General features: G+C 57.3%; 11 protein-coding genes. 3 read left to right on the forward strand and 8 right to left on the reverse strand.

All coding sequences use genetic code 11. The features are described from left to right. Positions 1 to 4 precede the first annotated feature (4 nt). The 4 genes from DPRO_RS11940 to DPRO_RS11955 all read right to left on the reverse strand — a co-directional run bounded on the left by DPRO_RS11940 (position 5) and on the right by DPRO_RS11955 (position 4,628). Complete coding sequence (locus tag DPRO_RS11940) at positions 5 to 1,345, reverse strand: glucose-6-phosphate isomerase (protein WP_097013737.1); 1,341 nt, start codon at positions 1,343 to 1,345, stop codon at positions 5 to 7. 129 nt (positions 1,346 to 1,474) lie between these two features. Beyond that, positions 1,475 to 2,800 (reverse strand): DNA repair protein RadA, encoded by a 1,326-nt coding sequence (gene radA, locus DPRO_RS11945; protein ID WP_097012244.1) that lies wholly within the window; start codon positions 2,798 to 2,800, stop codon positions 1,475 to 1,477. 4 nt (positions 2,801 to 2,804) lie between these two features. After that, the gene (locus DPRO_RS11950) at positions 2,805 to 3,251 is read right to left on the reverse strand and encodes a hypothetical protein (RefSeq protein ID WP_162291178.1); all 447 of its coding nucleotides are present in this window, start codon (positions 3,249 to 3,251) and stop codon (positions 2,805 to 2,807) included. Positions 3,252 to 3,269: 18 nt separating this feature from the next. Then, positions 3,270 to 4,628: an aminotransferase-like domain-containing protein gene (locus tag DPRO_RS11955; RefSeq protein WP_097012246.1), complete on the reverse strand. Its 1,359-nt coding sequence runs from the start codon at positions 4,626 to 4,628 to the stop codon at positions 3,270 to 3,272. Between the two features lie 68 nt (positions 4,629 to 4,696). Here DPRO_RS11955 and DPRO_RS11960 point away from each other — a divergent pair, with 68 nt between their 5' ends. Further along, positions 4,697 to 5,392, forward strand: coding sequence for an AzlC family ABC transporter permease (locus DPRO_RS11960; protein ID WP_097012247.1), 696 nt, complete (start codon positions 4,697 to 4,699; stop codon positions 5,390 to 5,392). Next, on the forward strand, positions 5,385 to 5,714 hold the full coding sequence (locus DPRO_RS11965; protein ID WP_097012248.1) for an AzlD domain-containing protein: 330 nt from the start codon (positions 5,385 to 5,387) through the stop codon (positions 5,712 to 5,714). The genes DPRO_RS11960 and DPRO_RS11965 overlap by 8 nt, the downstream gene beginning before the upstream one ends. A 72-nt stretch (positions 5,715 to 5,786) precedes the next feature. On the opposite strand, the gene DPRO_RS11970 is transcribed toward DPRO_RS11965, so the two are convergent. Continuing rightward, positions 5,787 to 6,554: an exodeoxyribonuclease III gene (locus tag DPRO_RS11970; protein ID WP_097012249.1), complete on the reverse strand. Its 768-nt coding sequence runs from the start codon at positions 6,552 to 6,554 to the stop codon at positions 5,787 to 5,789. A 405-nt stretch (positions 6,555 to 6,959) separates the two neighbouring features. Then, positions 6,960 to 7,547, reverse strand: coding sequence for a DJ-1/PfpI family protein (locus DPRO_RS11975; protein ID WP_097012250.1), 588 nt, complete (start codon positions 7,545 to 7,547; stop codon positions 6,960 to 6,962). Between the two features lie 139 nt (positions 7,548 to 7,686). On the opposite strand from DPRO_RS11975, the gene DPRO_RS11980 reads away from it, so the two are divergent. Further along, entirely contained in the window at positions 7,687 to 8,856 is a 1,170-nt protein-coding gene (locus tag DPRO_RS11980; RefSeq protein WP_097012251.1) for a BaiN/RdsA family NAD(P)/FAD-dependent oxidoreductase, read from the forward strand. A gap of 23 nt (positions 8,857 to 8,879) precedes the next feature. On the opposite strand, the gene DPRO_RS11985 is transcribed toward DPRO_RS11980, so the two are convergent. Further along, the gene (locus tag DPRO_RS11985; RefSeq protein WP_097012252.1) at positions 8,880 to 10,781 is read right to left on the reverse strand and encodes a FapA family protein; all 1,902 of its coding nucleotides are present in this window, start codon (positions 10,779 to 10,781) and stop codon (positions 8,880 to 8,882) included. A gap of 174 nt (positions 10,782 to 10,955) precedes the next feature. Then, the gene (locus DPRO_RS11990; protein WP_097012253.1) at positions 10,956 to 12,209 is read right to left on the reverse strand and encodes a BPL-N domain-containing protein; all 1,254 of its coding nucleotides are present in this window, start codon (positions 12,207 to 12,209) and stop codon (positions 10,956 to 10,958) included. Positions 12,210 to 12,315 lie beyond the last annotated feature (106 nt).

Raw genomic sequence — 12,315 nt, forward strand, 5'->3', positions numbered from 1 at the left:
TGGGTTAGAACTCCCGTATATCCCTGTCAGCTGTGAGGAAGTTGTTGAGGTCCGCTTTTTCCTCTTCCAGACCGTCCGCGTTCATGCGGGCCTTGGCAAGCCGTTTGCCAAGTTCGACGGCGGGCTGATCCAGGGGGTTGATGCCCATGAGCCAACCGGTCAGGATCGTGGCCGTGCCAAGAAGCGCGATCAACTTTCCTGCCTGTTTCGGTCCGTCTTCGCCCATGCGCATTTCCACTAACGGTACACCGTTCTGGGAGAGCGCCATGCGGGTTCCGAGCGCTTCCGCCTGAATCAGTTCGCCGAAGTCCTTGTTGCGGACATAATCGAACTGATCGGGCAGGTCTGCCGGGAACCGGGGTCCAGCCGGGAGATTGGGGCATGTCAGGAAGAGGCACGCCTTGTTGCGGATGCCGTCCATGAACATCTGGTTCACGGAGTGCTGGTCCGTCACACCGATAGCCGGGATCGGCTGGCTGCCTTTGCCTTCTTTCCCCAAAGACTCGGCCCAGAGCTGGGCGAACCAGTCACCGAAACTGGCCCACAGGGGGATATAGGCAAAAAATATCATTTCATCAAATCCCTTATCCTGCAGAGCAGCGGCCCAGGCAGCCAACTGGAATGCACTGTGCTGTTCGAGTACTTTGCCGGAAAGGTTGTCTTCGGTCAGGGGGCCGACGATCTCACGCGCGCCTTCAACCAGCGCGTCGATATCGATGCCCATGAATGCAGCGGGGATAAGACCCACGGCGGAAAGTACGGAATAGCGGCCGCCAAGGTGGTCCGGCACGGGTAATGCGTGAATACCGTGCTTGTTCGCTTCGCCGCGCAGGAATCCCTTTTCCTCGTCGGTAACGAGTAGCATGTGTTTGGTCCATGCATCGCCCAGGTGCTTTTGCGCCCATTCCTTGAGGATGAAATATTGTCCAACGGTTTCAATGGTGCCGCCGGATTTGGAGACCGTGACGACGATGGTCTTGGTCGGATCGAGTTTCGCCAGATACGCTTCGAGGGCGTAGGCATCGACGTTGTCGGCGATCCAGAGACAGGGGCAGGTGTGATCGGGCTGGTCCTGCTGGGGGAAGAACGCCTTCTGCAATGCCCGGGCACCAAGGGCGGAACCACCGATGCCCAGCAGGAGCATGTGGTCAAATCCCTTGAAGCGTTCCTTCAGATCGGCAAGCTCCTGTTTGAGCTTGGCCATGTAGGGCATCGTCAGGAACGGGAGGCGTCCGGCAGAGGTCTCCTCGCGGAGTCGTCCGGCCATTTCCTCGGCCCGTTTCTCATAGGTCGCGATGTCCAGTTTCTCACTGTCAGCACTTGTCCAATCAAGCATATCAGCCATGTTGTCCTCCATCCGTTCGGGGGATCGTTTTTCTTTTTGCGTCATGCTTATTCAAGCATATCGGGAGCGCATCACTCATAATGATAGCATTTTTCCGAAAAAAGGAAAGCGTATCACGGAAGCCTGTGACTACTGACTTTTACCGAACAAAACACGTTGCAGGTCAGCCAGTGTGGGGCTGGTTCCCGAATGACATACCGGATTGTGTCCCAGCCGTTTGGCTTGCTTGAGGCGGACGTCATGGGCGGCGACGGGGCGGACCTGTCCGTTGAGGTCGATTTCACCCCAGTATACCGAGGATTCCGGCAGCGGCTGATCATAAAAGGACGAAAGGATTGCGGCGATGACAGCTAGATCGAGCCCCGGGTCCTTGGTGGCAAGGCCGCCGGTGATCTTGGCGTAAATATCGTGACCGCTCAGGTTCAGGCGCAACCGCTTTTCCAACACGGCCAGCAGCAGATTGAGTCGATTGGTGTCGAATCCCAGAGCCGTACGGCGCGGGATGGAGAGAAACGACTTGGAAACCAGGGCCTGTACTTCAACGGCAAAGGGGCGCTGTCCGTCCACGGCCATGGCCATGGCGGTTCCTGAAAGGGACGGGTCCCGCGAGCCGAGGAAGAAGGTTGCCGGGTCTTCGACCACCTCCAGTCCTTTCTCCTTCATGGTGAAGACCACGAGTTCGTCACTGGGGCCAAAGCGGTTCTTGAGTACGCGCAGGATGCGGGAAAAATGCTTACGGTCGCCCTCAAGGTAAAGCACGGTATCCACCATGTGTTCCAGCAACTTGGGACCGGCGATCTGGCCGTCCTTGGTTACGTGGCCGACCAGAATCAGGGTGGTGCCGGTCTTTTTGGTCTTTTCCACCAGTTCGGCGGAAACAGCGCGAACCTGGCTGATGGAGCCGGGAATGCCTTCGGCCAGAGGGGAAGCCAGGGTCTGGACCGAGTCAACGATCAGCAGTTCCGGCGGATTGGGGCCATCAAGAATGGCAAGGGCGTCTTCCACCTTGTTGGTGGAGATGGCGAGCAGCCCGGGTCCAAGCAGTTCAAGTCGTTCCGCGCGACCTTTGAGTTGCGGCAGGGATTCCTCGCCGGAAAGATAGACACCGGTGTGTCCGAGTTTGGCCTGACTGCCGGCCAGTTGGAGCAGGAGCGTGGATTTGCCGATGCCCGGTTCGCCGCCCAGCAGGATGGCGGCACCCGGCACAAGTCCGGAGCCAAGCAGCTCATCCAATGAGGGGATGCCGGAGGTGCGGGCGTGGAGTTCTTCGGTGGCAAGTTCTTCCAGAGGGCGCGGTTTGTCCTGTGAGGCAGCAGCACCCACCGGAGTCGATGCCTTTTTGGTCACGGTGACCGGTTCCAGTGTATTCCACTGCTTGCACGCGGTGCATTGGCCCTGCCAGCGGGGCGATTGCGCGCCGCATTCTGCACAGCGGTAGGCTTCCTTGGTTTTCATCTGATTACTCCTGCTTTATCCAAATCTCTGTTCCGACGTCTTCGGGCAGAGGCTGTTCCAGGTCGGTATTGAGTTCAATATGGTGGCGTTGCCATACCCCTGTCAGGGTGTCTCCGGCGTATTTCAGATCCACCGCCGTGAAGCTTGTTTTATCTTCGTTACTGATGCTGAAGTTGATGGCGTCTTCCCAGTCGGCATACATGCCGGTTCCTTGGATTTCCTTGCCGTCGATGATCCCTGAAAGCGACCATCCCGGGCCTCGTGGCGATATCTGGACGGTTCCGGTGATATCGGGTGTCGAATCCGTCTTGTCTCCGACCCATCGCTGAACGTTGTAGGTTCCTTCCAGAACGAACGGCGCATCGGGCGTGGCCGTGAATGCGACCCAGAGAATGTATCCGAGAGCGATGCAGCCCACAGCAATGACGGCCATCAAAAAACGTTGCATCATCGTATCCTTGTAGTTCTTCTAACGCGGGGTCAGGATCGTGCGAACAGTCCGCAGTCCGCGTTCCAGATTATCCATGGTTGTCGCCCCGCTCAAACCGAGACGAATGGCATGGGGCAGCGGTTGGCGCCCGACCACGAACACATCGTCGGTGTTGACGAGAACGTCGTGTTTGCGTGCCTCCCGCGCAAAATCGCGGGCCGTCCATGGCTCCGGCAGCTTGAGCCAAGCGTAATACCCGCTTTTTGGCATGGTTACGTCCAGTCCTGCAAGTAGAGTTCGCGCCATTTCCGCACATTCTGATGCCGCCTTTCGTTTGATGGCGAGCGTGCGGTCTGCCGTGCCGTCCATAATCCAACGTCTGGCTATTTCCGCGGTCAGGGGCGGAGTCATCCAGACCAGATCGGCAATGGCACTTTTGATCACATTGGCAAAACGGTTTGGGAAATGAAGGTATGCTACCCGAAGCCCCCCGGCCAGCGATTTCGAAAGAGAAGCCACAAAAAATGTTCGTTCCGGTGCCAATGTAGCAAGCGGAGTGCCCAGATCGCCTGCTGGTAATGCGTAGGCATCGTCTTCAAGAATGGAGAGATCGTATCGGCGGGCAATGTTGACTATTTCGTGACGACGGTACTCTGGCAGACGGGCTGTGGTCGGATTTTGATAGGTCGGCATGAGGTAGACGCCGCGTACCGTGTTGTTCCGGCACACTTCATCCAGTGAGTCCGGTATCATGCCGAACTCATCCTGTTTTACCGGCAGCAGGTGGATGTTGAAGCGGTTTGCGAGCGCCTTGATCAAGGGGTAGGTGATCCCCTCCACAGCCAAGGCGTCACCGGGGCGGAAAATGGCACTGAGCACCACGGCCAAGGCGTTCTGCCCGCCGACGGTCAGCGCAACGTCATCGGCGCAGGACTCCAGATTGTATCGGCGTAGCCATTCAACGCCCGCCTCTCTGTCCACAAGCCGCCCCTCTGACGGGAAATACTCCAGCAGTGTCTGTGCAGACAGATCGCTTCCGATAGCCTGAAGTGTGGCGCCGATGTCGGGCGCAAGGTGCTCGAATGGCAGGGAAACCCGCATGTTTACCAGGCTGGGGCTGATGTTCTCCTGATGGCACAGGAGCCGCTTGTCTGCTGCCGGACCGACAAAGGTCCCGCGACCGGTTTCGCCGCGAAGCAAACCGCGTCGGGCGGCTTCGGCGTACCCGCGGGTTATTGTCCCCACGGTGACATCCAGTTGGTCGGCCAGTTCTCGATGGGTGGGCAGTTTCGTGCCGGGGGGAAGTTTGCCTGACTTGATATCGGCTTCGAGGGCATCAGCAATCGCTTTGTAGCGGGGACCGGACAAGCCGGACAGTTCGGGGAGCCATATTGTCATGGTGACAATTAATACATTGACCGTAAAATTGTGTCAAAGTAGCTCCTTGACCTGAAAAGGAGAAACGTATGGATACGACTCGATCAGCTTTTATTCTCGGTATGCGCGAGGTCAGCCCGATGCTTCTGGGGGTGCTCCCCTTCGGCGTGATCTGCGGCGCGGTCTGCTCCGGGGTCGGCATGCCCGAGTGGTCGGCGGCCGGAATGTCGGTCATCATCTTTGCCGGTGCATCCCAACTGGCAGCCATCCAGTTGATGACCGAAAACGCTTCGTTGCCGGTGGTCATTCTTACCGGACTCATTATCAACGCCCGGTTCCTGATGTATTCGGTATCCATTGCCTCCCATTTCAATGGCATCGGCGCAGGTAGAAAGTGCATCCTGTCCTATTTTCTCACGGATCAGTCGTATGCCATTTCCATGAATCGTTTTGCCGTGGCCGAGTACAGCCAGCGGCTCAAGGTCGCCTACTACATGGGTAACGCCTGCATCATGTGGGTGGCCTTCAATGCGACCACAGTCCTTGGCGCCTATCTGGGGGCGATAATCCCTCCCGAGTGGAATCTCGATTTTGCCGTGCCGCTGACATTCACGGCGCTGGTCATTCCTGCGGTCAAGGATCGCCCCGCGCTGCTCGCTGCCGTGGTCTCGGGTGTGGTCGCCTATTTTGCCGATCCCCTGCCGTACAATCTTGGACTGATAACGGCTGCGGTCTGCGGCATTGTTGTCGGCTATGTGGCCGAAGGGAGAAAGAGCAATGGTTGATATGGTGCAATATTGGCCCGTGGTCCTTGGCATCGGTCTCGGCACGTTTTTGATCCGCTACTCCTTTATCCTGATTATCGATAAGATCACGTTGCCCGAGCCGTTTCTGCGCATGCTGCGATTCATCCCCGCGTCAGTACTTCCGGCGCTGGTTGTTCCTTCGGTTTTACTGAGTGGGGACGGGGTGACGGTCTTTGACAATTGGGAACGGGTGGTTGCCGCTATCATTGCCGTTGGCGTGGCATGGAAAACCCGGAACATGCTGGCGACCATTGCCTGTGGCATGGTCAGCCTGTGGGTGTTGCAGGCGATCCCTCTGTAATGAAAACGCCCCGAAACCGTATGGCTTCGGGGCGATGAGCTAACATGACCTGTTGCAACGGACTTGTTGCGGCTAAACGTCGATCTCCACTCCGATGGGGCAGTGGTCCGACCCCATGACCTCCGGCTCGATCCATGCCCTGACAACCTTGTCCTTGAGTTCTTCGGATACGAAAAAGTAGTCGATACGCCACCCCGCGTTGTTCTTGCGGGCGTTGAAGCGGTACGACCACCATGAATAGTGGTGCGGGCCATCCTCGAACATGCGGAAGGTGTCCACGTAGCCATGGTCGATGAACTTGTCGAGCCACTCCCGCTCAATGGGCAGGAACCCGGAACGATCCGCATTGGACTTGGGGTTCTTGAGGTCGATTTCCTTGTGGGCCGTATTGAAATCGCCGCCCACGACGATGGGCTTGGTCTTGCGCAGTTCCTCGGCGTGTTCCAGAAAGCAGTCGTAGAAGCCGAGCTTGAACTCCAGGCGTTCGTCCGACATCTGTCCGTTGGGGAAATAAATATTGAAGAGGTGGAAGTCGGGGTATTCGAGGTGCAGCACGCGGCCTTCGTCCTGATAGGCGGGGTCGGGCAGACCGATGTTCACTTCCAGCGGTTCGGGATTAGTGAAGCAGGCCACACCGGAATAGCCTTTTTTCTTCTTGGACCAGTTCCAGTAGGCATTGGAAAAGGAATCGGGCTGTCGATTGTCGTCATCTATCTGGTCCGGGTGCGCCTTGGTCTCCTGCAGCATGACCACATCGCCACCGCACGAGTCGAGCCAGTCGCGAAAGTCTTTCTTCAGTACGGCCCGGTAGCCGTTTACGTTCCAGGAATATATGATCATATTAAGTGCTCCTGACCGAAAGTGAGCGCCAGGTCATTCGATGGGAATATCTGGCGGCAGGTGGTATCGAGTGTCCAGGTGTCAAACAGCCAAGACCGGCGTACGGCACGTGCCGCATCCGGTCTTGAAATGTGTTCGGCGCCACATGCACCGATCAAAATACGACTAGTCCTCGTTAGGGGAGCTGACCTTGATCATCACCAAACCGGCGATGGTCATTGCCAAGCCCAGGAAAAACCAGAAATAACCCATCATACTTGCATCCTCCACTTGTAGTCACGATTGGTCTACCGCTCATAGCAGAAACTTTTGCAGAATGGAAGGCGGTTTGCGGCCATATATCAAGGAAAACAGGCAGGACGGGCGGCACCGTCGTGGTGCCGCCCGCTGAAATCATAATGCAGGTTAGGGTTCGATGGTAGAGCCGAGGACCTTGAGGAACTCGCGCATCCACTCAGGGTGTGCGGGCCATGCAGGGCCGGTCACGATGTTGCCGTCAACGCAGGCGTTGGACGCGGTTTCATTGACTTCGCACCATGTGCCGCCAGCGGCTTCGACTTCGGGTTTTACGGCCGGGTAAGCGGTGCAGGTCTTGCCTTTGACCACATCCGCAGCGGTCAGCAACTGCTGGCCGTGGCAGACAGCGGCAATGGGCTTGTTGGCCTTGGCAAAGTGCTGCACGCAGGCGATGACCTCAGGGTTCAGGCGCAGATATTCCGGAGAACGTCCGCCGGGAATGACCAGCCCGTCGTAGTCTTCGGCCTTGATCTCTTCAAAGGTCGTGGTGACCGTGAAGTTGTGGCCCGGTTTTTCCGTATAGGTCTGATGTCCTTCGAAATCATGAACTGCGGTGGCAACGGTTTCACCGGCTTTCTTGCCGGGGCAGACCGTGTGGACGTCGTGTCCGACCATCAGCAGCATCTGAAACGGCACCATGGCCTCGTAGTCTTCAACGAAATCACCAACCAGCATCAGTATTTTTTTGGCAGCCATTGATTCCTCCATTGGCATTTACAGGGTTGATCTCACAATGTGTTCTCAGTGCGGGAATTTGTCAACACTCTCTCGATATTTTCCCTGTAGCGTCACAAAGCTCCTTGCCCTTGGAGCGGCTCTCCCGTAAGACCGGGCCATGGCAACATACGACGTTCTGATTCTCGGTGCCGGAGCTTCCGGTCTGTATTGTGCGATGCATGCCGCCCGCCGCGGCGTGTCTGTGGCTGTCCTCGATCACGGCGGCAAACCGGGCCGGAAGGTGCGGGTGGCAGGTGGAGGCAAATGCAACTTCACCAACCTTGAGGTCGAGGCAGAGCACTATCTCTGCGCCAATCCGCATTTTGTGAAGTCTGCCCTTGCGCGTCATTCCCAATGGGATGTGATCTCCTTTTTCGCAGACCAGGGCATCACCTATGATGAGCGCGAGCACGGCCAACTCTTCACCCGTGAAGGGGCTGGCAAGCTGGCGGGTATTCTGGTGGATCAGTGCAAGAAAAGCGGTGTAGACATCCTGATGAATCAGACCATCGAGTCGGTTTCAGGTCCCGGGCCGTTTGTTGTTCGCACTGAATCGGAAATATATGAGGCCGACAAGCTGGTCATCGCCCTTGGCGGTCCTTCCTGGCCGCAGGTGGGGGCCACCGATCTTGGCTTCCGTCTGGCAAAACAGTTCGGTCTACCGCTTGTTGCCCCCAGACCGGGACTGGTGCCGCTCGTGTTTCCCAAGGGACTGCGTGCCATGTGTGAAAATCTGGCCGGAAACGCTTTGCCCGCCACCATCACCTTTGGGGATCAGTCGTTCACCGATCCGCTGCTGTTCACCCACAAGGGTATCTCCGGTCCTGCCGTTCTGCAGATTTCTTCCTACTGGGAAAAGGGGCAGCCTGTTCTGATCGATTTCCTTCCCGGTCAGGATGTGGCGGAATTGATAGAAGAGAATCGCCAGTCCAACAGGCGGCTCAAGACCCTGCTCGGTTCACACTTGCCCAAGCGATTGATACCGTTCCTGGTTTCCGATGAGGTCGCAGATACATCCGTGAGCCAACTTTCCCGCAAACACACGGACGCGGCAGGGAACAGGATACACCGTTTCCGGGTGACGCCTGTTTCCACCGGAGGATACGGCAAGGCCGAAGTCACCGTGGGCGGCGTGGATACCCATGCGGTATCGTCAAAGACATTTGAAGTGAATGATGTCGCGGGACTGCACATCATCGGGGAAACCCTTGATGTAACCGGTCATCTGGGCGGATACAACCTGCAGTGGGCCTTTTCTTCGGGCGCGGCTTGCGGGGAATACCTGTAGCCCGAGACTGCTCAAAGGCGTCTTTACCCGATCGCGATTTCGCGCTTGTTCTCGCTCCAATAGATGGTGGGTGCCTCAAGGCGCTGCTTCACCGCCATGCTGGTGCTGCCGAATTTTATGGTGACACCGGGGTGGACCACCCGACGAACCTTGATCTTGGTTCCGGCCAGCTTTTCCTGTCGGCGCAGGTTGATCTGATTGATCTGCTCGCTGACCTGCTTGCGGCGCTTGATCAATGTGATGCGGTGCTTGAGGACCTCAACGACAGCCGGGCGCTTTTCCTTGGGAGTTCTGGCAAGAATGGCTTCCGGCGGATCGGTGCCCAGGGCATCGTCCACCCGGGCTATGGACTGTTTCAGCTTGGCCCGCTCCTGACGCAACTCTTCGTCGCCTTCCAGCTGGATATTGATCATGATGGTCGTTGCCACGCCCAGTTCGGAACCCACTTCATTCACGAGCATCCCCTTGCCGGTCATGATGCGACCGCCCTGGATATGTCCTTTGCCCTTGGTGGCAAAAAGGGTGCCTTCGGCTTCGATGATGGTATTGGTGATGTCATTGGTGATGTGTACGTCGCCACCTGCGATAAGGCGGGCATTGGCCGTGTGACCAACGGAAATGTCGCCTTCCGCCTTGATGGTTCCCCCTTCGGGCATGAGCACGCCACCGGCGATTTCTATATTGCCGCCCGCATACACCGTTGCCGATTCCACTGAGCCGCCGACAATGATGTGCTTGGGGGCGGAAACGACTGCACCCGCCTGGATGGAGCCGAGTATCTTGACCGAGCCGTGTTCCAGCTTGACGTTGCCGGTGCCGAGGTCCACGTCGCCGGAAATGAGAAGGCAGTCGGTTACGGAAAGGGTGCCGCGTTCCATGGAGACTACGCCTTTTGCCTTGGAAGCAAAGGTGATCTTGTCCTCATGGGCCATGACATTTTCGCCCAAGTGAATCTTCAGCGGACGACCTGCGTGGGCCGGGATGGTCTTGCCGTAGATATCGATGCCGCCTTCGCCGGGAGTGGGGCCGTGCAGGCGCCCTATTATCTGCTGGGGGTTGACCATGGGGTAGGAACCCCGGTCACGAAAATCCAGCCTGCCGGATTCGTCTTCAGTGCCGGTCTCCTCGCGGGACGAAACGAGAAATTCAAACCAGCCGTCATGCCCGGGAACCGGATGTTTGCCTTCAACCAATGTCTGGTCATAGAGCGGGGTCTCGGTCGAGCGTGCTTCTTCAAGAAGATTGTCCAGCAGATCCGTGTCGATATCGATGACCACACCCATGTCGCGCAGTTCCTTTTCGACCTGTGCCGGAGTGATCTGTCGCTTTTTGAAATCCTGGTGGTGCAGGGTGCCGGACACCTGAATGGCATCTTCGGAAATATGGGGGATAGGCTCCACGGACAGGACGCCTTCCTGAAAGATGGCCATGCCCCAGGCTTGGGAAACATAGGTTTCCGTCAGCGGGTCGAACTCCACATTGTCGCCCATGGTGATGGCGATATCTTTGGGTGTGAAATCTTTTTTGGGTTCGAGAGGCTTACCGTCGATGGTTTGTCCGGCCTGGGCCGGTTTCGCCTCGTGTTTTCGGGCAAATCGATCACCGGGGAAAACGGGGTAGTCCAAATTGCCAAGGGCTACCAGGCTGGCATCCTGCGGTTCCTGGGCCGGAATCCCGCGAACGAGGACGATGCGTTTGATCTCCCCTTTGCTCTTGACCGCTTCGATGATCTGATGGGCGGCATCTTCATCAATAGGCAGAGAAACTCCGGCTTCGGCGACCTGACGTCGCAGGAGCTCCACAGACGGTTCTTCGCCGCCGTTGGGGGGAAAGTACCGACTTACTCCCAGTTTCATGCCGTCTTCGGACATGGCAAACCGGAATTGTGCATCCGGGCATTGCTTTTGTTTTTTGTCGTTGCCCATCGTCCCTCTTTGGTGCCGAGTTGAACTGCCGTTTACTCATTGTGCACAATGGGAAATCTCAAGTAAAAAGGTCGGAATGCCACCTTTCTTCCCATTTTTTCAATGTAGTCAATTCGGTAAAATACCACAGACGAGCGTTTTATTGCAAACGCGTTATAGTTTCGATTCTGATTACTATTTATCGCTTGTGGTGTTCAGGCGCCAGTATAATTCTTCGAGGATGGCAGCCAAGTCAGCAAATAATCCGCCGGGTTCGGGAGGAATGCCGAATAGCGCCCGGCGTTGTTCCTTGAGTCCTTCCTTGGAAACAGCGTCCGGGTCGGAATGGAAGACGGTCATGGAGAGTCGTTCGGCCAGCAGGTAGCCGGTGAGACCGTTGGACAGCAGATTCATCAGCACCGAGAACTGGTCCCGTTTGGATTTCCAGTATTTCCTGGCTTCATCGTTGGGTGTGCTCGCCACGGATTCGCAGATCAGGGAGTACATGGCGTTGATCCCTGCACCCGGGATGCCACGTCGCCAGCCCAGCAGCCAGGGATTGCGCCAGAAGAGCAGGAAGTGGCTGACCCCGGTATCGATGATCTTTTCCATGCTTGCCTTGGCTTCGAGCAGAATGGGATCGTCCCAGACAATGGGCCGTGCCGAGACATCCCATGCCGGGGGCAGCGCATTGGTGGGTGTTTCGCCGGTCGCATTGGCGATGATGTGCGCAAGCCACTGGTTGGCCTGTGTGGAGCCGGGTGTTTCGAGGTGGGTATAGCTCAACGTCACTCGGCCTGCTCCGAACCGGTTGGTGGTTATGCATGGGAGCCCTTCGATGAAATCGGGACGAAGATGGATGCCGTACAGGTTCTCCCAGTCGGTCATGGTGCCCTTGGGCAGGGTCGCGAGGTGGATGTCGGCCACCCAGAAGTCTGGGCCGGGCGTGTTGTACCGCGCAAGTACGGTGACGTTGTTGTCCTTGGGGGCAAACCGGCCGGGCCACCATACGGGGAGCTGGGCCGTGGGGCCGATGGAGTCGGGAACAAGTGGATGATCGGTGTTGATCGAGGTTTCCACATGGCCGGAAAGAAAATGGTGCAGGCGATTTTTGTATCCATCACGGGTCCAGGGAGACAAACCCAGCCCGTAGGGGCCGGTCAGGGCGAGTCCGGTACCGCCGCAGAAGCCGAGATACTGGCCACCGCCGTGGATAAATTCGCAAATTTTGTCCATGCCGGTGACGCCAAGACGGTCTGCCTTGCCTTTGGCCCGTCCTCCGGGGACGATTAGCAGCTTTGGAGGGACTCCCGACTTGCCAGAAAGCACGCCATCAGCTATTTCCTGACCGCGCACGAGACGAAAGGGGATGCCCCACGCAGACAATGCGCGTGTCATCAGCAATCCCCAGAAATGCGACTCGTCCCAATATATATGTATGCTTGACATATGTGGCCCCCTCGACAAGGGTAGTCCGCACGCTAACAAGGCATGCGCGCAGTGGCAAGCGCAACCATACGATATTTCAGGCCGTCGGTGCGACCGTACTGGCGAT

Source organism: Pseudodesulfovibrio profundus (assembly GCF_900217235.1).
GTDB classification, from domain to species: domain Bacteria; phylum Desulfobacterota; class Desulfovibrionia; order Desulfovibrionales; family Desulfovibrionaceae; genus Pseudodesulfovibrio; species Pseudodesulfovibrio profundus.

Excerpts from the sequence above, each read along its gene's own strand:
- DPRO_RS11975 (WP_097012250.1), bottom strand. The coding sequence starts at position 7,547 with ATGGCTGCCAAAAAAATACTGATGCTGGTTGGTGATTTCGTTGAAGAC.
- radA (WP_097012244.1), bottom strand. The coding sequence starts at position 2,800 with ATGAAAACCAAGGAAGCCTACCGCTGTGCAGAATGCGGCGCGCAATCG.
- DPRO_RS11970 (WP_097012249.1), bottom strand. The coding sequence starts at position 6,554 with ATGATCATATATTCCTGGAACGTAAACGGCTACCGGGCCGTACTGAAG.
- DPRO_RS11985 (WP_097012252.1), bottom strand. The coding sequence starts at position 10,781 with ATGGGCAACGACAAAAAACAAAAGCAATGCCCGGATGCACAATTCCGG.
- DPRO_RS11950 (WP_162291178.1), bottom strand. The coding sequence starts at position 3,251 with ATGATGCAACGTTTTTTGATGGCCGTCATTGCTGTGGGCTGCATCGCT.
- DPRO_RS11980 (WP_097012251.1), top strand. The coding sequence starts at position 7,687 with ATGGCAACATACGACGTTCTGATTCTCGGTGCCGGAGCTTCCGGTCTG.
- DPRO_RS11960 (WP_097012247.1), top strand. The coding sequence starts at position 4,697 with ATGGATACGACTCGATCAGCTTTTATTCTCGGTATGCGCGAGGTCAGC.
- DPRO_RS11990 (WP_097012253.1), bottom strand. The coding sequence starts at position 12,209 with ATGTCAAGCATACATATATATTGGGACGAGTCGCATTTCTGGGGATTG.
- DPRO_RS11940 (WP_097013737.1), bottom strand. The coding sequence starts at position 1,345 with ATGGCTGATATGCTTGATTGGACAAGTGCTGACAGTGAGAAACTGGAC.
- DPRO_RS11955 (WP_097012246.1), bottom strand. The coding sequence starts at position 4,628 with ATGACAATATGGCTCCCCGAACTGTCCGGCTTGTCCGGTCCCCGCTAC.
- DPRO_RS11965 (WP_097012248.1), top strand. The coding sequence starts at position 5,385 with ATGGTTGATATGGTGCAATATTGGCCCGTGGTCCTTGGCATCGGTCTC.